The organism is uncultured Microbulbifer sp. (assembly GCF_947489355.1).
Taxonomy (GTDB): Bacteria; Pseudomonadota; Gammaproteobacteria; order Pseudomonadales; family Cellvibrionaceae; genus Microbulbifer.
The window spans coordinates 19124-40838 of sequence record NZ_CANLDD010000025.1; the positions used below are offsets into that span (position 1 = coordinate 19124).

The 21715-nt window shown below is 56.7% G+C and carries 17 protein-coding genes; 4 read left to right on the plus strand and 13 right to left on the minus strand.

Annotated features, from left to right (window positions below; all coding sequences use genetic code 11):
* Positions 1-235: 235 nt before the first annotated feature.
* From Q1A48_RS11620 to Q1A48_RS11675, 12 genes are all read right to left on the minus strand, one after another.
* On the minus strand, positions 236-1615 hold the full coding sequence (locus Q1A48_RS11620) for an AgmX/PglI C-terminal domain-containing protein (protein WP_299944904.1): 1380 nt from the start codon (positions 1613-1615) through the stop codon (positions 236-238).
* A 9-nt stretch (positions 1616-1624) separates the two neighbouring features.
* Positions 1625-2164: a biopolymer transporter ExbD gene (locus tag Q1A48_RS11625; RefSeq protein WP_299944906.1), complete on the minus strand. Its 540-nt coding sequence runs from the start codon at positions 2162-2164 to the stop codon at positions 1625-1627.
* Entirely contained in the window at positions 2161-2751 is a 591-nt protein-coding gene (locus Q1A48_RS11630) for a biopolymer transporter ExbD (protein WP_299944908.1), read from the minus strand. Before Q1A48_RS11630 ends, Q1A48_RS11625 begins: the two co-directional genes overlap by 4 nt.
* Positions 2751-3482 (minus strand): MotA/TolQ/ExbB proton channel family protein, encoded by a 732-nt coding sequence (locus tag Q1A48_RS11635; RefSeq protein WP_299944909.1) that lies wholly within the window; start codon positions 3480-3482, stop codon positions 2751-2753. Before Q1A48_RS11635 ends, Q1A48_RS11630 begins: the two co-directional genes overlap by 1 nt.
* 69 nt (positions 3483-3551) lie before the next feature.
* Positions 3552-3872, minus strand: a complete 321-nt coding sequence (locus tag Q1A48_RS11640; RefSeq protein ID WP_299944911.1) for a hypothetical protein — start codon at positions 3870-3872, stop codon at positions 3552-3554.
* Positions 3872-4456: a tetratricopeptide repeat protein gene (locus tag Q1A48_RS11645; RefSeq protein WP_299944913.1), complete on the minus strand. Its 585-nt coding sequence runs from the start codon at positions 4454-4456 to the stop codon at positions 3872-3874. The genes Q1A48_RS11640 and Q1A48_RS11645 overlap by 1 nt, the downstream gene beginning before the upstream one ends.
* 200 nt (positions 4457-4656) lie before the next feature.
* Complete coding sequence (locus Q1A48_RS11650) at positions 4657-7794, minus strand: tetratricopeptide repeat protein (RefSeq protein WP_299944914.1); 3138 nt, start codon at positions 7792-7794, stop codon at positions 4657-4659.
* Positions 7794-9818 (minus strand): tetratricopeptide repeat protein, encoded by a 2025-nt coding sequence (locus Q1A48_RS11655; RefSeq protein WP_299944916.1) that lies wholly within the window; start codon positions 9816-9818, stop codon positions 7794-7796. Before Q1A48_RS11655 ends, Q1A48_RS11650 begins: the two co-directional genes overlap by 1 nt.
* Before the next feature lie 2 nt (positions 9819-9820).
* Positions 9821-10330: a hypothetical protein gene (locus Q1A48_RS11660; protein ID WP_299944918.1), complete on the minus strand. Its 510-nt coding sequence runs from the start codon at positions 10328-10330 to the stop codon at positions 9821-9823.
* A 350-nt stretch (positions 10331-10680) separates the two neighbouring features.
* Entirely contained in the window at positions 10681-11271 is a 591-nt protein-coding gene (gene nfuA, locus Q1A48_RS11665; protein ID WP_299944920.1) for a Fe-S biogenesis protein NfuA, read from the minus strand.
* Positions 11272-11380: 109 nt separating this feature from the next.
* Entirely contained in the window at positions 11381-12061 is a 681-nt protein-coding gene (locus tag Q1A48_RS11670) for a type 1 glutamine amidotransferase domain-containing protein (RefSeq protein ID WP_299944922.1), read from the minus strand.
* Positions 12062-12133: 72 nt separating this feature from the next.
* Positions 12134-13165: an NADP-dependent oxidoreductase gene (locus Q1A48_RS11675; RefSeq protein ID WP_299944924.1), complete on the minus strand. Its 1032-nt coding sequence runs from the start codon at positions 13163-13165 to the stop codon at positions 12134-12136.
* A gap of 330 nt (positions 13166-13495) precedes the next feature.
* Between Q1A48_RS11675 and metH the strand changes: the two genes are divergently transcribed.
* The 4 genes from metH (at position 13496) to Q1A48_RS11695 (ending at position 20111) form a co-directional block, all read left to right on the plus strand.
* The gene (gene metH, locus Q1A48_RS11680) at positions 13496-17191 is read left to right on the plus strand and encodes a methionine synthase (RefSeq protein ID WP_299944926.1); all 3696 of its coding nucleotides are present in this window, start codon (positions 13496-13498) and stop codon (positions 17189-17191) included.
* A gap of 4 nt (positions 17192-17195) precedes the next feature.
* Positions 17196-17417, plus strand: coding sequence for a DUF2970 domain-containing protein (locus Q1A48_RS11685; RefSeq protein WP_299944928.1), 222 nt, complete (start codon positions 17196-17198; stop codon positions 17415-17417).
* A gap of 500 nt (positions 17418-17917) precedes the next feature.
* Positions 17918-19579 (plus strand): nitrite/sulfite reductase, encoded by a 1662-nt coding sequence (locus tag Q1A48_RS11690; protein ID WP_299944930.1) that lies wholly within the window; start codon positions 17918-17920, stop codon positions 19577-19579.
* Complete coding sequence (locus Q1A48_RS11695) at positions 19563-20111, plus strand: DUF934 domain-containing protein (RefSeq protein ID WP_299944931.1); 549 nt, start codon at positions 19563-19565, stop codon at positions 20109-20111. Before Q1A48_RS11690 ends, Q1A48_RS11695 begins: the two co-directional genes overlap by 17 nt.
* 815 nt (positions 20112-20926) lie before the next feature.
* Here the strand turns inward: Q1A48_RS11695 and Q1A48_RS21830 are convergent.
* Positions 20927-21253, minus strand: coding sequence for a group II intron maturase-specific domain-containing protein (locus Q1A48_RS21830; RefSeq protein WP_366523406.1), 327 nt, complete (start codon positions 21251-21253; stop codon positions 20927-20929).
* Between the last annotated feature and the right edge of the window lie 462 nt (positions 21254-21715).

Below are 21715 nucleotides of genomic sequence, written 5' to 3' on the forward strand. Positions count from 1 at the left end.
GACACAGTCCGGCCCAGCAAGCTTAATTACCAGGAAAAAAACTGGCCGTGAAACAGGTCATAAATCCCTGTCAGGTGCGGAAACTTTTTTGGGGATTGCCAAGTGGTTCTCAGGCTGACTTTGAGGAAAGATACCTCGTGAGGAGGAAATAAACCGGGCGTAAAAAACACACCCGAAACAGTTTTTCTCTATACGCGCCTAATCTCTCTCCGCTTGTGCGGAGAGGACGTATCCATTAATTGTTGGGAAAGAAGTCGATCGGAAAAAGAATGGTGATGGTGGGCACACCGGCCTTTTCGCCGAAATTAAACCGCTTCACCCGCGCCACAATTTTGGCGTTGAGCGCCGGCGAATCCATATCGCTGAAGTCCACTTCCGCCAGGGATACCGAGCCGTCCGGTTCGATGGTGATCTTCAGCACCATCTTGCCCTGCAGGGCGGGATTGTTGCGCAGTTCGCGGTTGTAGATGCGATACAGTGCAGCCTTGTAGCGGTCGAAAACAATCTGGATTTCCTCATCGGTACGGGAGGGACCAACACCATCGCTGAGCGGTCGGTCCTCGCCAGCGAAATCCCCCTCGGTACCGATAGAACTCTCCACTCGTGCGAAGGCCACACCGCCCAAGGATGATCCGGTACCACCCACGTTGCGGCTCAATGTTGCGGTACTGATACCCCCACTTCGGGTGGTTGCAGCGGCAGTAATCAGCGAGCGCTGACTGCGGTTTTCCTGCTTGCCCGCGGTGCTCAACTGGGTTTGCTGGCCAAGACGATTGTCCAGGTCGTCCTGGATAAGATCCTGCAAATTATCCTTAAAGGCGAGAACACCGGCGCGCTCCGCTTTTTTACGCGCCTGCTTTTTCTCCGCCTGGGCGGGCTTCGGGTCCTGCTTGGCCACTTGCTGCTCCGGCTCGGGCCGGGGCTTTTTCTCCTCCTGCTTGGGCTTGGCCGGCTCGGGTTCGGGTGCTGGCTTGGGCTTGGTTTTCTTCTCGATCACCAGCTTGGCCAGACGCTCGGGGATCTCCACCACCTGGGTTTCCGGTTCGGGCAGGGTATACAGCGGCACCAGATAACCCAGCAGTGCTGCGAAAAACAAGGTGGCAAATACACAAATACGAAAGCGTCTTTCATCCTCGCCCCAGGTATGCCAGGGCAGCACCATCGGGTGGAAATCTGCTGGCTTGAATTCCCGGGTAATTTCCAACTCAAACCGGGATTCCTCTTCCGCGAGGCGCAATTCCTCGGTGCGCTCATCCAGAACCAGGATCTCTTCGTTGCAGCCATCCATTTGTTCCAGGAGTGCCCTGCGGCGCTTTTGCAGCTGGCCCCGGCTTTCGTTATAACCCCGGGTAGATTCCCTGATCCGCTCGATAACCCGTCCAGAGGCATCTGCCCGGTAGTCCTCGGCCCAGAACAGATCGCCGGCGCCAACTTCTTCGAGTTGATGTAGGCGCTGGGCAATTTCATCGAGTAGCTGGTACTTGGTGCCATGGGTTTGTAATTCAGCCAGCTTCTCTTCGATCTGCCGCTGCTGGTTTCCAAGCAGATGCATGCGTTGGTAAGCCGCCTCAAGCGCCTCGGTGACCGCCCGCTGGTGTTGAAGAAAATTACTCACAAACTTCCATTAACCCTGAGATGCTTTTTGAATAACCGCCAGTGAAACTTTGGTGTAGCCCGCTTCGGTGCAGCTGGACATCACCTTTTTCAGCAAACTGAACGGGATGCCCCTGTCTGCGAGAATATTCACCTCCGGTGGTTCCGGCCCCTGCTCGCCTTCGTCCTCACTCCCCCCGTCTTCAGTAAAGGCCTGGGCAACACCAATCGCCTTACCCAACTCTACGATCATGGCCTGCTTAATGGCCTCGATAACGATTTCCTCGCTCTCAAGCACCGCGCTGGTGGCAGCGACGAAGTTGGATTCCACCAGGATCTCATCGGCCGTCACCATCAGGGTTACGGTTTCCCTCGGCTTGGTCTCCACTACCGAATCCGGCAGGGTAATTACCTTGGGCGGCTCCAGTGCTTCGTTGCTAGATGTGTTGGTCAAAAGAAAAAACACCAGGATGGTGAACACGTCCATCAATGACGTCAGGTTCATGCCAGAAGTTTTTTTGCGCTTATGGCTGCGCGCCATGCGCTTCATACGTCGGCTTTCATGTCTCACGGCGCATCTCCCAGGGAAATATCGGGAAACAGCATCACCTTCTCCACCGCCTCGGGATCACCGGGATCACTGCCCTCGATCCGGACTTCGGCACCGCGCACGGTATCCATCACACCCACAAGGTGTTCGTAAGCAATATCCGCTTCCATCAGCAGAATGGAGTCTGTCTTTTCCGGGTAACTGGCTTTTACCTGCAATAAAAACTCGGTGAGTTTTTTCAGGTCGTACACTTCTGCTGTCGGCAATACTGCAACACCGGTGTCCTGCCCGGCTGTGCCCGGCGCAGCCCCTTCCGCCTGTGCGGACTCCGTTTCTTGCGTAACATTCAGGTTGGGAAAACGCGCGATCACCTTTTCACCATCGCTGATTTCCAGCGCCGCCTTGCGCACCACAACCTCCACTGTCACGGTGGGATCATCCGGGGCGCCACCGCCTGCGCCACTGGGCATATTCAACTCCAGGATAGTCACCCGTGAGAACACCGCCGATACCAGCAGGAAGGGGACCAGTACCACCATCAGGTTCAGAAAGGCAGTGATGTCCAGCTCCGGAGCTTCTTTATCTCTCCCGTGGCGCCGCCTTCTCATTACGCGGTTTCCACTTTTTGCGCTTTGCCGTGGGCTGTATTGGGCGAGCGCTTGGCGGTTTTGCTTTCCGGCTTTGACACATCGATTTCGAAACGGCGCCGGGTGGCGCTGTCAATCAGGTTGGAAGCTTTCACAGACACCATCTCCAGACTGTCGATAATTTCACCGGTCAGGGAGTTGAGCAGCGCATGCACAATCAACAGGGGAATACCGGTCATCAGGCCAAATGCAGTCGTGTTCATTGCCACAGAAATACTGGCAGAGAGCAAGTCGGCCTTTTCCGCCGGGTTGGCATTGGCTACTGCAGTAAAGGCTTCGATCAGCCCCATAATGGTCCCGAGCAAGCCCAGCAGCGTGGCGATATTGGAAAAGAGCGCCACATAAGGGGTGCGCTTTTCCAACTGCGGAGTAATCTCCATCATGCTCTCTTCCATCGCGATCTCAATATCTTCGCGACGGCGCACCGTACCCTGGCGGGCCAGCCCCATAGACAACAGTTTGCCCACACTGGACTGATCCTGCTTGACTAGGTTGCGCGCACGATCAAAATCCCCCGAGGCCAGAATTGGCTGCATTTTGTCCCACATGGCGCGATTGGTATGGCGTTCATAGTGCAGGCGAATAAATCGTTCAATGGCAACGGCGCTACCCAGGGCGGCAACCACGAGAATGGGGTACATAAAGGTACCGCCCGTCTGGAAAAACTCGATGACGCTGTTAAAAAAGCCCATTGCAAACCCTCTTGATAAATACTGCAGTAATTTGTTGCTACTCCGACCACAACCGGAAAAAGGACGGCGTTAGTCGCCAGACAGACTGAGCTGGTAGAACGTCAACTCGCGCATGAACACTTCCTTGTCGAGCGGCTTTAACTGGTCATCCATCAGACTGGAGACCAGATCACTTTCGACACCCACCTCGGAACTTTTCCAGGGGACAATATAGAGAGACTTGGGGGCTTCCTTGTTACCAATAATGGAGATGCCCGATAACGCTTTAATGGTTGAGTCCACTTTCTTTTCGGTGGACGCTTGCGCTAATCCATCTTCAGTCTGTGCCAGGGCCGCAGGGGAGGTAGCGACAGAGAAAACCACCAGAAAAACCCAATTAAATCTCAACATCACTTGCCTGCCCTTCGCTTAAGATCCGCCAGCCAGATGGATACATCCCGATCCTGCGGCTCCAACTGCACATATTGCTGGAATTGTGCCAAAGCGCACTGTAGATCTTGCAGATAGAGATCACACAATATGCCAAGATTTTTTATCAAAGGCAGGTACTCGGGGTTTTCTGCCAAGGCATGGACATAGATGTGTCGCGCATCGACAAACCGCCCCTGCCTGCGATAGAGTGCCGCCAGCTCGTTTGTGGCCACCGGATGTTTCTCATCCAGCGCAAGGGCCCTCAGGAAAGCGTCTTCCGCATCTTTCTCATTGCCAACCCGGTAATACGCGATGCCCAGGTTAATGTAGGGCGCAGGAAGGCGCTGCTCCCGCGCCACCACCGACTGCAACAGCGCAATGGCGGATTCATATTCCGCTTCGGCCAAATAATCCAGCGAGCGCTCAAAATCTCGGTTCACACTGCCGGAAATCCGCACTGTGGAATAGTCGGAAATCTTACCGGTTACGGTTTGGGTGCCCGCACAAGCGGTTAGAAATAGTGCCAGTCCCGGTAGAAAAAATAGTCGCAGTATTATTTGCATAGCCCTCAACTCCACTCTTGCTGCTATTACTACCCGATCGAAAGAAAAGAATACCCCTCTCCCAGGACACACTGTGAATACATCCCTGTACGCTCGTAATCGGCATCCATGCCTCATGCGCTCCCGGGAGAGAGGGACTCTTCCCCCCCGCCTTATAAGTAACCCGACTTCTTGATGGATTACCGGGCCAGCCTGCTCGGTTACCGACCGGAAACCGCTTCACCCGCATTCACCTGCTCCGACGCCGGTGGCAGGGGTACAATGCTCTGCAGGTACTGCCCCACTTCCTCGGCCCTTGCATAGCGGGCCGGTACCAGTCCGGCCAGCTTACCGATACTCTTGTCGATCCAGGGGTTGTAAATACCCACCCCCAGAAGCTCGACGTTTTTCTCATGCACCGAGATTGCTTTTTCCTCGAAAGGATAAATCTGCTCTTCCAGAGCCAGTTCGTACTCCTCCATTTCCAGCGCATTCAGGTTGGTGGGGCGTTCGGAATCCTTGAGTGACTGACTGAAATGCAAATAGATTTCCGCCAGGTAGTAAGTAGCCGCAGCAGTGACATCGGCTATTTGATAATCAATCAGATCGGTGAAAGTGTCGATAGCCGCTTTCATACGCTTGCGTTTCAGTTTCAGGTTTTGCTCGATTGGTTTCACCAGAACTATCTGGGTAAAGGCACGGAAACTCGGCTCGGCGAGCTGCAGTGCGGCATTACCGGCGAGATAGCGAGTGCGGTCGCTGCGCTGGGAGCCACCGCGCAGTTCGATACGCACCATCTCACGCAACGCCTTCATATAGAGTTTTTCATTGCCATCGGCTTTATGGATATCGGCAATTCTCTGCCGCGTCTCCAGTGCCGGTTCCAAGGGATTGGGAAACTGGTTCACATAGCGGCGCAGCACCGTTAGGGCTTTTTGACTGTCCTGTGCCGCACTGTAGAGATCCGCCGCCTGGGTCAGGGCCTCGCGGCGGATTGCCTCATCCCCGGACTCGCGCTCAATGCGCTCAAACTCCCCTGCGGCCAGCAGCAACTCTCCACTCTCCTGATAAACCACCGCCAGTTTCTTGGTGACTTCTTTCGCCAGCTCGTGTTGCGGGAAATTGCTGCGGAAATTGTTGAGCACCATCGCGGCCCGGGTCCATTCCTGCAATACGATCAGTGAGGCGGCCGCATCGTATTCCGCTGTGGCCAGCAGGGTGGCTCCGGGAGCGGCAGCCCGAATACGCAGGAAATGGTCGGCGGCGGTGGCGTGATCCTGTTGCTGGCGGGCCATATCCCCCTGCTGGTAAATGGATGCCGCCAGGTTATCGATCAGCCCGGCGCGATCCTTGGCATCTGCGGCGGTCAGATTCAGGGTTTTTCCGTAGGCCACTTCGGCATCCACAAATGCCTGTACCTCAAACGAGGCGTGGGCTACCAGCATCCAGCTGGAGCGGCGAATCTCCCGTGCCGCGGCCGGGAATTTCTCCAGTAACAAGCGACCGTTTTCGATGGCAAGGACATAGTCCTTAAGGCCATACAAATCCTCCACGGCACCCAGCATCACCTGCGGCGCTTTGTCGTGTCCGGGGAAGGTGTCGGCGAAGGTCAGAGAGGAGCGGATAATCTCGCGCAACAGGACAGCACGCTGGTCTGCAGTGGCCGCTTTCAGGTGATTTGCCAGGTGTTCTCGATAGGCGTAGACCGCCGCATAACCCGCCCCGCTGGAATCTTTGTGGGCCGGATATTCGTAGGCGGTGCGCTCATACTCCAAGGCAGCGCCGTGGAAATCCCGGTTCTCCAGCATCAGGCCGGCGAGTTGATAGTTAATCTCCGCTGCGCGCTCGGTTTCGCGGAAGGATTGCAGATAGCTGCGATACCAGTGAATCGCCTCACGGTAGTGCTCGGCCTTTTTATCCTTGAACTTTTTATTCTGGTAGGCCGCGTGAAAATGGCTGGCCAGGTCGATCAGGTTCGCCTGCAGAAACTCAACCACCTCTCCGTACTCATTGATATCGAATACGGCCCAGTATTCAGCCTTGAGCCCATAGGTGTTGGCAAAGGATTTCTTGGCATCCAGCACCAGCTTGGGAAAGCCGCCCTTGCTGTAAATTTCGATCACACGAATGGAGAAATCCGCCGAGACTTTGTGTAGCGGATTGCGCTCCACAAAGGCAGTGTAGGATTTTGCCGAGTCCTGATAGCGGCGCTTATCCAGGTAGTACTCACCCAGGTGGCTGTAAACCAGGTATTCATACTGACGCGCCCCCTTGCGGGAGAAATAATCGACAATAGAATCGGGGCCTTCCAGGTAGGAGAAACTCAAGCTCACCACACGGAAAGTATCCTCGATGTGCTTGCGCTCCACCTCATTGGTCTGCTTGTCGAAGTCATACCCCTGGGAGACTTTGTAATCGAGCATGGCGATATAATCGTCCAGCGCCATCTCGTACATATCCTGCTTGAACAGGGACCAGCCGCGCTTGTATAGGGCCAGCTCATAAAAACTGGAAATCACCCCGATACCGATCACCTTACCGTAGGCTCCCTCCGCATCCAGGTATTTCTTGCGGGTAAAGTAGTATTCCCCCAGGCGGAACCAGGATTCATCGATATGACGGGAATCCGGATATTTGGCAACCAACTGTCGCAACACATCCACCGCCTGCTCAATCTCGCCGGCCTCCTCATAAGCTCGGGAGAGCTGGTACATCACTTGGTCATTGCGGTCGTACAGGGGATATTTTTTCAGTAGGTCAAGATACAGATTAATCGCTTCGCGGGCATTGGCCGACATCAGTGCGTCAGTATCCTCTGCAGGAACCGGTAGCGCAGCGTTTTCCGAGGCAATCTCAATGCTGCCGCTGGCACGCGCCGCAAATTCATCGTCCGACTCCGTCTCGCCAGAGGGTTTCACTGCCTTAATTTCAACCTGGGCAACCGGTGCGGCCACTTCCGCGGGTGCATCGAGGGTATTTTCTGCAGACACTTCCGCGGCATTGATGGCAACCACCGCTGCGCTCGTACTTGCCACACCTGGACCACTGGCAATACCGTCAATCGCAGCATCCTCAGCGCGGTGCGCCTGTTGGATTTTCAGATCGGCAATTCGGCGCATCGCCTCGGGCGTGAGACTGGACTCTGGTGTTTCCTGCAGGTAGCGCTGGTAACTGGCCAGGGCCTTCTCAAGACTTCCGTCGATATATTCCTCTTTAATCTCGATTTCGACATCCTGCAGGCTGCCAATAGTCTTGCCACTAGTGACCGCGCAGGCATTGAGCAACAGGGCAATCGCGCAAGCCAGGACGCATCGATACGCAATAGCCGTACTCAGCGGGCTGGTTTTAACCCAGGGCATCAGGCTTCCCCTCCTTCACGCGCTTCCGCTTCCCGTTCAGGGGGATTATCGTCCGGCAGGGGTTCGGGCGGGGACTCGCGGAACTGCTCGATTTTGCGCTGCTCCTCGCGCTGCTCCTGCAATGCGTTGGCGCGGTCATAACTGTCGGCCAGGGCAAATCGCGCTTGGATCTGGTAGCTCTCGAGCTGGGTGCGACGGCGTTCCAGTTCCTGAATCGCCAGGGTCTCCAACATACTGCCCTGGCGCGCCATCAACATTTCGAGACGCTGCTGGATAGTGTGTATCTGCGCACGCAGGCGGGTGATCGATTTGTTGTAGCCGGTATAACTGTGGGTGGCTGCCTGGCGGCTGCGCACATAGGATTGGTAAACCACCTGCAGTTTTTCAATTTCTGTATTGAGTGCCTGCAGATGTTGGTAGGCTTGCGTGAGTCTCTGGTCGTACTCCGTGGAAAGGCGCAAGTCCAAAATGCCCTGGAGGCGCTCCACCCTGCTGCGTGTGACCTGTGTAATGCCCTGCGGACTCTGCGCAATCCGCCGGTGCAATTCCATCAATGTCAGGCGCACCGCCTGCTCATCGGCAGTGGCGAGATATTCCGGGCGACGCGAGACCAACATCTGCTCAATGCGCCCGGCAAATGTATCCCGTTGCTCAATACGCAGTTTGATGCGGGCATCCAGATTGCGGAATTGCCCGTCGAGTTGCGGCAGCAGGGGTTCATAATAAGCCCTGCGGATACGGATAATGTCCTCGAAGGCACTGAGGCTTTTGAGCCACGCTTTATTGCGCTCATAGAGAGCATTCAGGTCGCGGTAATTGCGCAGGAATGCTTGGTAATCATTGGATGCCATCAGGTCGAGAAGATAATGGGTCTCCGGTGCATCCGGCAGGTTGCGCAGCGCCACCACCCAATTCTGCACCTGGGTAGCCTCTTTGCGGCGCAGCGCCTGCAGAAACTTACCCAGGCGAATACTGTTAATCGAGGCGGTCAGGGTATCAATTTCATTGCCGAAAGAATCCAGCGCACGGCCATAGTGAATCGCAGCAGTACTGTGTACATCCAGCTTGCCGTAGGCATAGGGCACAGCGAGCATGGCTTCCTGTACGGATTCGTTGGTCCCCTTGCGATCCTGCAACATTTTCCAGGGCACCAATGCCCGCTCATAGCGACCCGCGCGGGCCTCGACCCAGCCGGCACCGAGCAGGGCGCGGTTGGAAAATGGGCCTTCGAGATTGACGCGGTCAAAATACGGGCGCGCCTGCTGCAATTCGCCGGCTTCCATTAAGTGCGCGCCGAGCAACAGATTGGTTTTGTCATACAGTGCCTGCTCGCCGGGCTCACTGCTGTGCTTTTTGCCCAAGTCAGTGAGTTCCAGCACACCGCGGACTTCCTCACCGGATTTTAACTGGGCGACACCGAGGTTGAACTCGACAAACCCGGCCAGGGACGCTTCCCCTTTCAGGTCCTCAAGCAGCTCAACCGCCTCATCGAAACGCCCAAGCTGCATAAACACCCGCGCACGCAAAAACTGCTCTTGCGCACGTACACGCTCTGGCACCCGCCCTTCAATCATTTCCAGCGCGTGCAGGGCATTAACCGGCTGCTGCTTGTGATAGTGGATCTTGGCCAGGCGATAGGCGGCTTCATTGCGCACCGGTCGGGAAACATTCCCTTTCAGTACCGCTTCAATTGCCCGACCCGCTTCCCGGTGCATGCGATAGGAAAGCTCCAGGTCGCCTACGGAGAACTCCGCCTGCCCCAGATGCGCACTGAATGGGTCCAGCTCGGGCTCATCCAGGCGATGGAACTGGGCCAGTTCGGTATCCAGGGCCACAATCGCATCAAAGTAGTTTTTCTGGTGGGCGTGGAACATGGCCGCACCAAAAAACAGATCGCGCAGCGCCTCACGCTCTTCAGCATTGGCCAAACCGGAGAGGACAGGCAGGGTACACAGGGAGACCGCTAAAACCCGCAGCGTCACCCTGACCGGGCCCGGCAGTGCCGAAAGCAGAGATGTAGGCATGATTACCAGTCCTTGAAGTGAATCTCGGACTCGGTTCCCAAAATACTGATCTCGACAAACTTCGGCCCAACCGCCTTGTCCACCTGGTAAGCGGCATCGGCCCGGTATTCCCTTCCGGAAGGGGTTTTACCGATAAAGCGTACTTGCAAAGGGTGCGCACCCGTCTGGACATTGCCGGTATAAATTTTTTGTACACCGCCTTTTTGCAGGGATTCGATTTCGCGATAGGTATATAGATGGTGCGCAACAATTTCACCGTTCAGCCTGAGCTCTACCGATTCCAATTCAAATGGCTGCTCATCGGCAATGGAGACAAAAAAGGCCACCTGGGAATTTGAGGGGAAAAGCAGTTTCTCTTCCAGTTGTGCCAGGGTTGCGGTCAAATCGATCACATCTTTTTTTACATCCTGGATTTGCTCATCCAGGCCACGGATATCATCGCGGTTGACGTTTTGCGCAGTTGCGATGCCAGTCAATAGCAGAAAGAGTGTGACCTGTAGCATTCTGAACATGTGACCTACCTCTGACCCTATCCATTAACCATGGACATCAACCATGTATCAGCCCTGTCAGGGCCGCATTGAAATGCCTGCAAGCAGGGACCTATCAGTCTGCGACATTGTATTGAATCGGGGCGTGTGGAGATGTGAGGGACGTCAAATCTAGCGAAGCGAATGAGAGCGGCGTGTTTTACACAGCGATGCCGGCTTCAGGGAAAATCATGGGCCGGGCGGGAATTTTTCAGTGGAAAAGGAAATTTGAGGCGGGCCCGCTGTGGCCTGTGACCAGCAGCAGCGAGTCCTGTAGCGCACGTTCAAGCTGGCAACCCGGAAGGACCTGCCCCTCCGGTTGCATTGCCTATTCAATAATAAGCCTGGGACTTGTCGGAATGATCGGTAATATCTTTCACACCGGCCAACTCGGGAATTTTTTCTTTTAGCGTTTTTTCAACGCCCTCCTTAAGCGTCATATCCACCATGCCACAGCCCTGGCAACCACCGCCAAACCTCAGCACCGCAAACATGTCCTCGGTAACCTCCTCCAGACTCACCTGCCCCCCATGGGCCGCCAGGCCGGGATTGATCTCGTTGTAGAGCACATAGTTGATGCGATCCTCGATAGGGCTGTCATCGGTGATCTTGGGCATGCGGGAGTTGGGGGCGCGAATGGTAAGCTGCCCGCCCATTTTGTCCGGGGAATAGTCGACTCGGGCCTCGTCCAGATAGGGGACACTGCGCCCCTCAAAGTAGGCCCTGAAAGCGTTCATTTCCATGACCACATCGTCACCCTCCTCTTCCCCCGGGCGGCAGTAGGCGATGCAGGTTTCGGCATTCGGCGTGCCCGGGCTGGAGACAAACATGCGAATGGCAATACCCTCACATTCCTGCTTGTCCAGCAGCTCTTTCAGGTACGCCTGCGCGGATTCGGTGATGGTCACATTCAAATCTGACATAAGCCTTCTCAAATAACCGAGTTTCTATGTCGGGTATTTTACGCCTCCAAGCGCGCAAGTGAAACCGGTCTGTTGGCGAGGGCGCGCGCGGGCAGCACGCACACCGGCCTCAGACCGGGATAAATCCCAACAGAGTCTCGGCAGCCTCCACAGACGATGCCGGGTTTTGCCCCGTCACCAGCTTGCCATCCACCACCACATAAGGTGCCCAGTCCTCTCCTTTGGAATAGTGACCCCCCTGGTCCCGCAGCATCTCCTCCACCAGAAAGGGCACCACGTCCAGCAACTCCACTGCGGCCTCTTCAGTATTCGAGAAGCCCGTGACACTCTTGCCCGACACCAGCGGGGCACCGCCTTTGCGCAGGGTATGGCGGAACACCGCCGGCCCATGGCACACCGCGCCAATGGGCTTGTCCGCCGCGTGAAAATCCTCGATCAGGGCGATGGACGCCTGGTCTTCCGCCAGGTCCCACAGGGGGCCGTGCCCGCCCGGATAGAAGACCGCATCGAAATCCCGCGCCTGCAGACGCGCCAGTTTCACCGTATTGGCCAGCGCCTGTTGCGCCGCCGGGTCCCGGTGGAAGCGCCGGGTGGCCTCGGTCTGGAAATCCGGCTCGTCACTTTTGGGGTCCAGGGGTGGCTGCCCCCCCTCTGGGGAGGCCAGGGTCACTTCCGCACCGGCGCTCTTAAAGGCGTAATAAGGGGCGGCAAACTCCTCCAGCCAAAAACCGGTTTTTTTACCGGTAGTGCCCAGCTTGTTGTGAGAGGTCAGCACCATCAGAATCTTCATCGCATTCTCCGCATTATTCTGAGTCCCCGGCAGCCCATTGGCCTGCCGGGGCGTAAACACTGTCAGGATAGGTCAGTCGTCTGCACCTACGCGCACCACCAACTTGCCAAAATTTTCGCCCTGTAACAGGCCCATAAACGCCTGCGGGGCCCGTTCCAGGCCCCGCACGATATCCTCGCGATAGCGGATTTTGCCCTCGCCGACCCATTGGCCCAAAGCCTCACTGAATGCACCGAAGCGCGCATACTCGTCGAAGATGATAAAACCCTGGATTTTCAGGCGTTTGATCAGCACGTCGCGCATCAACAGGCCCATCCGATCGGGCCCCGGTGGCAGTGCCGTGGCATTGTACTGGGAGATCAGGCCACACAGCGGGATGCGCGCAAAGTCATTCAGCAGTGGCAACACCCCATCAAACACCTTGCCGCCAACACTTTCGAAATAGATATCGATACCGCTGGGGCAAGCCGCGGCCAGCTGTTCGGTGAAGTCGGCATCGTGGTGATCCAGGCATACATCAAAACCCAATTCCTCCACCGCGTAGCGGCACTTCTCGATGGAACCGGCAACACCGACCACACGACAGCCTTTGATCTTGCCGATCTGCCCGACCACCGAACCCACAGGCCCGGTGGCTGCCGCCACGACCAGGGTTTCATCCGGCCTGGGCTCGCCAATTTCCAGCAGGCCAAAATAGGCCGTGATACCCGGCATACCCAATACACCCAGGGCATAGGAGGGATGATCGGGGTTCACGCCCATATTGACGAGGCCGGTGCCATCAGAAAGCCCATAGTCCTGCCAGCCACTGTAGCTCAGTACCCAATCGCCAACTGCATAGCCCGGCAGGCGGGATTCGACAACACGGCTCACGGTGCCTCCCACCATGGTATCGCCGAGGGCGACAGGCTCCGAATAGGATTCGGCATCGCTCATGCGACCGCGCATATAGGGGTCCAGTGATAAATACACTGTGCGCAACAACACCTGGCCGTCTTGCGGCTGTGGCACGGCAACTTCCTCGATACTGAAATTATCTTCGCCAGGGGGCCCCTCTGGCCGGGAGGCAAGAATCACCCGGCGATTCTTATCACTTGTTTGCATCCTATTCCTCTCCTTTTGTGGCTTTGCAGTCTGAAGCGCCTGGTGTGGTGGCGCACGCGTGGACATTCGGTATGCCCGGCCGGAGGCATCCGCCCCGCCCGTCTCGGTCTGGATTTCCAGGCACGCAAAATAGTATCAGGCCGATGGAACGTCTAGAGGTTTATCGCTATAGGTGCCAAGTCCTCAGGGTTAAATTGCTGGTAGCCGACAGAAAACGGCCAATAATTGTGGCGCAGCGGTCGATGGCAATCACGTCACCACCGGTCCATGGGCTTGCCTGTGCTAAGATTGACGCCTTTCCCGCCCCTGATATCGAGTAAGGACTGGTACATGTTGCAGCCGTTTCGCAGCCGTCGCCTCGGGCAACTGAACACTGCACTGACTGAGCGTATCCTGATACTGGATGGCGCCATGGGGACCATGATCCAAAGGGCAAAGCTGGGGGAATCCGACTACCGGGGCGAGCGCTTCGCCGACTTTCCCCGGGACCTCAAGGGCAACAACGACCTGCTGAGCCTGACCCGCCCCGAACTGATCGAGCAGATCCACCGGGAATACCTGCAGGCGGGCGCCGACATTATTGAAACCAATACATTTAACGCGACCCGGCTATCCCAGTCGGATTACGATATGGCGCACCTGGTGGAGGAACTGAACCGCACCTCCGCCGAAATCGCCCGGCGCGCCGCAGATGCCCTCTCCACCCCGGCGCGGCCCCGCTGGGTAGCCGGGGTGATCGGCCCCACTTCCCGCACCGCCAGTATCTCGCCGGATGTCAATGATCCCAGCGCGCGCAATGTCACTTTCGAGGAACTGGTAGAGAATTACCTGGAAGCCGGACGCGCCCTGATCGAGGGCGGCAGCGACCTGATTCTGATCGAGACCATCTTCGATACCCTCAATGCCAAGGCGGCCATCTTCGCCATGCAGCAGCTGTTCGAGACGCTGGGTTTCGAACTGCCGCTCATGCTCTCGGGCACCATTACCGATGCCTCCGGCCGCACCCTGTCCGGCCAGACCACCGAGGCATTTTACTATTCCATCGCCCATGCCAAACCACTTTCCGTGGGCCTCAACTGTGCCCTGGGCGCCACCGAACTGCGCCCCTATATAGAAGCCTTGTCTGGCGTCTGCGCCACCTATGTCTCCGCCCACCCCAATGCGGGTCTGCCCAACGAATTTGGCGAATACGATGAAACCCCGGAGCAAACTGCCGCAATTGTGGCGGAATTTGCCCGCAGCGGTTTTCTCAATATCCTCGGCGGCTGCTGCGGTACCACCCCCGATCATATCCGCGCTATTGCCGAGGCAGTAACCCATATCGCCCCGCGCCAGCCGCCGCAGATCAAACCGGCCCTGCGCCTGTCCGGCCTTGAGCCTTTTATCGCCGATGAAACCGCGCTGTTCGTCAATGTGGGCGAGCGCTGCAACGTCACGGGTTCCGCCCGCTTCAAACGCCTGATTCTGGAGGAGGACTACGATACCGCCCTGCAGGTCGCTGCCACCCAGGTGGAAGACGGCGCTCAGGTAATCGACTTCAATATGGATGAGGCGATGCTCGATGCACTCGCCGCCATGCGCCGCTTCCTAAACCTCGCCGCCACCGAGCCGGACATCGCCAGAGTGCCGTTTATGGTGGACTCTTCCAAGTGGGCGGTGATCGAAGCGGGCCTGCAATGCATTCAGGGCAAGCCCATCGTGAACTCCATCAGCCTTAAGGAGGGCAAGGAGGAGTTTATCGAGAAAGCACAGTTGTGCCTGCGCTACGGTGCCGCTGTGGTGGTGATGGCTTTTGACGAGGACGGCCAGGCGGATACTTTCGAGCGCAAAATCGAAATCTGTAAACGCAGCTACGACGTGCTCGTGGAGGACGTTGGGTTCGATCCCACGGATATTATTTTCGATCCCAATATTTTTGCCGTCGCCACCGGTATTGAGGAGCACAACAATTACGCGGTGGACTTTATCCAGGCCTGCCGCTGGATTCGCAAAAATCTGCCCGGCGCCCAGATCAGCGGCGGTGTCTCCAATGTCTCCTTCTCCTTTCGCGGCAACAACCCGGTGCGCGAGGCGATCCATTCGGTATTTTTGTTCCACGCCATCAAGGCCGGGCTGAATATGGGTATCGTCAACGCCGGCCAGCTGGCGGTCTATGACGAACTGCCGGAGGAACTGCGGGAAAAGGTCGAGGATGTCATCCTCAACCGCAGCAGTGACGCCACCGAGGCCCTGCTGGATATCGCGGCCAAATACCAGGGCGGGGGCGGCACCACCGCGCGCAAGGAAGACCTGAGCTGGCGCCAGCTGCCGGTGCGAGAGCGCTTGTCGCATGCCCTGGTAAAAGGTATCAACCACTATATCGTAGAAGATACCGAGGAGGCCCGCGCCAACTCCTCCCGTCCATTGGACGTCATCGAAGGCCCGCTCATGGACGGTATGAATATCGTCGGCGACCTGTTTGGCGAGGGTAAGATGTTCCTGCCCCAGGTGGTGAAATCCGCCCGCGTGATGAAACAGGCAGTGGCCTACCTGCAGCCGTATATCGAGGCGGAAAAAACCCAAGACAGCCGTTCCAACGGCCGTATCCTGATGGCTACGGTAAAGGGCGATGTGCACGATATCGGCAAGAATATTGTGGGGGTGGTGCTGGCCTGTAACAATTACGAGGTGATCGATCTGGGCGTAATGGTGCCCGCCGAGACCATCCTGCAGACCGCGCGGGAAAAAGCCTGCGACATCATTGGCCTGTCCGGCCTGATCACCCCCTCCCTGGATGAAATGGTGCACGTGGCAGCCGAAATGGAGCGCCAGGGGTTTGATATGCCCCTGCTGATCGGCGGTGCCACCACCTCCAAGGCACATACCGCTGTCAAAATTGAGCCCCAGTTCAAGCGCAACCAGGTGGTCTATGTGGCCGACGCCTCCCGCGCGGTGGGTGTAGCCAGCAGCCTGATTTCCGCTACGCTGCGCCCACCCTTTGTAGAAAAAATCCGCACCGAATACGAAAAAGTACGCATCCGCACCGCCAACCGCAAACGCAACGACACCCGCCTGACCTATAGGGGGGCGCGCGATGCGGCACCGGAATTTGACTGGCAGAACTACCGCCCCACCAGGCCCAACAAACTGGGCCTCACGGTGATTGACGATTTCCCCCTGGAAGAACTGCTCGACACCCTGGACTGGACGCCCTTTTTTATTTCCTGGGATCTGGCGGGCAAATTTCCGGCAATCCTGAAAGATAAAATCGTTGGTGAAGCCGCCAGTGACCTCTATAAAAATGCACTGCGGTTACTGAAAGAGATGATCGACAACAAGCGCCTGCGCGCCCGCGCCGTGTTCGGGCTCTGGCCCGCCAACAGTATCGGCGACGATATCATCGTCTACAAAGACGAAAGCCGCAGCGAAGAGCTGGCGCGCCTGCATCATATGCGCCAACAGGTGCAAAAACGCGGGGGCGATGGGCTGTGCCGCTCCCTGGCCGACTTTGTCGCCCCACTGGATTCCGGCCAAATGGATTATGTGGGTGGTTTCGCGGTGACTACCGGTATTGGCGCAGACGCGCTGGCGGACAGCTACGCCGCCAAACACGACGATTATAATGCCATTATGGTCAAGGCCCTGGCAGACCGCTTGGCGGAGTCTTTCGCCGAAACCCTGCACCGCCGGGTGCGCAAGGAATACTGGGGCTACGCACCGGACGAGGCGCTCAGCAATGTACAGCTGATCAAGGAGGCCTATCGGGGTATTCGCCCCGCCCCCGGCTACCCGGCCTGCCCGGATCATTCGGAAAAAGCCACCCTGTTCAAATTGCTTCAGGCGGAGCAAAATGCAGGGGTCAGCCTTACCGAGCACTTTGCCATGATGCCTGCGGCGGCGGTGAGCGGCTGGTATTTTGCCCACCCGCAGGCAAAGTACTTTAATGTCGGCAAAATCGGCAGGGACCAGCTGCAAAGCCTGGCAAAACGCAAAGGGGTCAGCGAGCAGGCACTGGAACGCTGGATGCGCCCCAATCTGGAGGAGTGAGCCTATGCAGGAAAACAAGAACAAGAAGACAGAAAAACCCGGCTTTGGTCAAATAATGCTCAGCACCCTGGCTGCCGCCATCGGTGTGCAAAGCAACAAGAACCGCGAGCGGGACTTTCAGAGTGGTAGCATTATGCACTACCTGGTAGCCGGCATCATTTTTACAGCGCTGTTTGTGCTGATCCTGGCTTGGATTGTGAAGGGCGTTCTCAGCAATATGGGCTGAGTGGCGCGGGATAGAGCCCCGCCACCGCCAACCCTTTATGCGAGGTCATTCCTATAGTCCGATCAATACTTCAGAATGGTTTGCCCGGCACCGCTCAGCTCCGGGCCTGAGGGGCTGGCTATCGGGTGGCAACCCAGAAAATACAGGTCACGACGAACACAGCCACCAGTGCCACAGCGGCAAGGGCGTCTACGACGTTGTCATCTTCCGGGGCAGCAACAACTTCATCACTCATCAAATCTCTCCGATCACTCATTATTGTTATTCAACGCAGATGGGCCGTTTGCAACGACCAGCCAAGTAGACCAAATCCCCGCGGGTGGCGCAAGGCGGGCCTGTTGGGCCCTCCTCCTACCTTATAACCGTTGGTTACAGATATAGCGGAAAATATTGTTATTTTTCGTATAAGAGCGCTGGTATGTTATGCGCCATCGGAGGACCGTCCGGGGCCTGCCCCTTTCTCCGCCACCAGCGCACAAAGGCAATGGAATCAAGCTGTAATGTATCGATACGATGATCGGGACCGCGCCATACTCAATGACCGCGTGGCCCAGTTCCGCGGCCAGACACAACGCTACCTCTCCGGCGAGCTGAGTGAGGAGCAATTTCTGGTGCTGCGGCTGCAAAATGGCCTCTATATCCAGCGGCTGGCCCCCATGCTCCGCATCGCCGTGCCCTACGGCCTGCTCAACAGCACCCAGCTGCGCCGTCTCGCCCGCATAAGCCGCGACTACGATAAAGGCTACGCGCACTTCACCACACGCCAGAATCTGCAATTCAACTGGCCGCACCTGGAAGACGTGCCCGATATCCTTGCCGAACTGGCCGAAGTGGAAATGCACGCAGTACAGACCAGCGGCAACTGTATCCGCAACACCACCTCGGACCCCTTCGCGGGCATCGCCCCCGACGAGATCGCCGATCCGCGCCCCTACTGCGAATTGATCCGCCAGTGGTCCAGCTTCCATCCGGAATTCGCCTTCCTGCCGCGCAAATTCAAGATCGCGGTGAGTGGCTCTGAACAGGACCGCGCCGCCATCCGCGTACACGATATCGGCGTGCAGATCAAAAAGCGCGCTGGGGAGGTGGGATTCCAGATACTCGTTGGTGGAGGTCAGGGCCGCACGCCGGTGATTGCCGAAACCATCCGCGACTTCCTCCCGGAAGTGGACCTGCTCTCCTACCTGGAAGCGATTGTTCGTGTTTACAATCGCCTGGGCCGCCGCGACAACAAGTACAAGGCGCGCATCAAAATCCTGGTGAAAGCCCTGGGCACCGAGGAATTTGGCCGCCGGGTGGAAGAGGAATGGCAGCAGATTAAAAACGGCACGGAAAAACTGACCCCGAAAGCACTGCAGTGGGCCAGGTCCTTCTTCACTGCCCGCAATTACAAAACCTTCGACGGCAGCGCCAGCGAGGCCGCCCTGCAACAGCAGGCAGAGGGTGACAGGGCCTTCGCACGCTGGCTGGAGCGCAACACCTATTGCCACCGGGTACCGGGTTACCGGGCCATCAAATTATCCACCAAGCCCACCGGCGTCCCCCCCGGCGATGTGACCGACCGCCAATTGGATGCCATTGCCGATCTCGCTGACGATTTCAGTTTTGGCGAGGCGCGCGTCACCCACGATCAGAACGTGGTGCTCGCCGATGTTGAGCAGGACAAGCTGTACGCACTGTGGCAGCAGGCGCGCAAAGCCGGTTTTGCCACCCCGAATATCGGCACCCTCACCGATATGATCTGCTGCCCCGGCGGCGACTACTGCTCCCTGGCCAATGCCAAATCCATTCCGGTGGCCGAAGCGATCCAGCGCCGCTTTGACGACATGGACTACCTCTACGACCTGGGCGATTTGAACCTGAATATCTCCGGCTGTATGAACGCCTGTGGCCACCACCATGTGGGGCATATCGGCATCCTCGGGGTGGATAAGAAAGGGGAAGAGTTCTACCAGATCCAACTTGGCGGCAGCGCCTCCAATGATGCCAGTCTGGCCAGGGTACTGGGCCCCAGCTTCTCCCGCGCGGAAGTCCCGGCGGTGATCGGCAAGATCCTCGACCTCTATGTACAACAGCGCCGGACCGCAGAGCCCTTTATCGATACCTATAAACGCATTGGTCTGCAGCCCTTTAAGGAGAGCGTTTATGCCAAAGCCGGCTAAACCGGGCCCACAGCCGGGCAACCCCACCGAGCTGATTATCGACGGCGAGATCCGCCCCAACCAGTGGCGCTTGCTGGTGCAAACAACAGCGGGGGAAAGCCCCGATATTCCGGCCCCGGGTGCAGGAAAGGTGATTTTGCCCCTGCGCCAATGGCAGGCCGAGCGCAAAGCGCTCGCCGGCCGCAGCGGGGAAATCGGCGTATGGCTCGATAGCGACGAAGGCGCGGAATTGATTGGCGCTGCGGCGGCCCAATGCCCGCTGATCGCGGTGCATTTTCCCGCTTTCGCCGATGGCCGCGGCTTCACCACAGGCCGCTTATTGCGCGAGCGCTTTGGCTTCAAGGGCGAGTTGCGTGCCGTGGGCGGCTTTATGCGCGACCAGCTCAGCTATCTGCAGCGCTGCGGCTTTAACGCCTACGCTTTCGAAGGCGAAGAGCCCCTCGCCAGCCTGCGAGACTCCCTGCACGACTTCAGCGACAGCTACCAGGCCGGTGTCGACCAACCGCTGCCCCTGTTCCGCCGCCGGCTGTAAACCGATTTTTAGCGCACCCCCTGTGCCAGGATAGTTGCCGCCTCTACTGAAGCGAAAAAAGCAAGACAGGGGGCAACCGGGACATCGACAGCCCGCCCGGTGCTGCGTCATGGTGAAACCGAGACTGGCGCCCGGTGTTTATCGCCACCGGCTTGCCGCAACCCTCTCTTTCTCGAATCAATCGGCGCAGCCTGTCACCCAGGAAACAGTTTTCCCCTAACAGCGGCAGGACAACAGCCTCTTCGGCCCTCTCTTCGGCCCTTATGGGCGCTTGGCTTGTGGCGTCGAGTTGAAATCGTTTGGCTTCAAAACCTTTGTGCCGCTCTAAAAATGGGCGACTTTTATCCTTGAGGGCTATCGTGACAGGCGGTGAAGGGGGCCAATGTAACTTGCACGTTTTTAATAGATCATTGCAGTTTTCTAAACCCAGGCGGATAGAAATATAGGCATCAAAATAATCTTACTGGATTGCATTTCGTTTTCTTTCGTGTCAAGGCGGCGTAGAATCCACAGGCATTAATCGATATTTGGGCTGTGATTGGGCCAGTTTCTGCGAACCAATAACCCAAAAGGCCCAGAAAAATTCGGGCATTTTCTAGCCCATGCATTTTCTCTAAGCACCCTCCCTGCAACAGGAGAACGGTAACGTGACCTAAGCGTAAGTAAAAGGCGCTGACCCAAGGTGATGCAACACCAGGGGCCAACTAACCAAATTGATAACACAGATATCAAAAGTCGAGTAGATCAAAGGAACTCCCCCTTCAACCTCTCACAGAACCGTACGTGAACCTCTCAATTCATACGGCTCTTCGTATTCAGCACATTTTCAATCTTCCCATACTCCAGTGCGCAAATAAGCCACGCATTTGTTGACGCACCTTTCCAATAAAGACCCAACTCTTGAGACAGCTTCGCTTCAGATGTTTAAACTTCTTCCTGGCCCAACGCATCAGCGTTTGATCAAGATACTTCTGAAGTCGATAAACACCATACCTCCGCCCAAAGTGACCGTAGTAGTTCAGCCAACCCTGTATTGCGGGATTCAGTGCTTGTGCCATCTCCGTCAGTGATCGCTCCACCCAGTTAATCACACGCCACTGCCTGACCTTATCCTTGATCCTCTTGAAGGCCTTAGGGCTCATTGAAGGACTAAACGCGGTGAAGGTCTGTCCATGGCGATTCTTTGCTTTTCTGGGACCAAATCGATAACCCAGAAAGTCAAAAAGGAGAATAAAAGGCTGGTGAAGTCATTTTTCCAAGAAGCGACAGTATCCTTTGCAGCTGCCTAAGAAGTAAGCCTTTAAAATATAAAGAATTGATTAAAATGGCGTATCTTCAAAGTTGATTTCGGTGTTCATGCCGATAAATGATCATTAACAGGAAGTAGATACAAATTGATACAGGTTGACAATTAGTGGTACTTCTTTTTAGCAACCTATCTATTATTGTTTTCCTGTCAAAACAATCAAAAGTAAGGGATGAATCACCCCGGATTTCTCGGAGCCTAAATTTCTTGAGAGAATTATCCAATGAGCAAACAACTCGGATACTCCCCCGAAGTATGGGAACGCGCAGTTCGCAGGGTGTTGACCGGCGAGCACGAA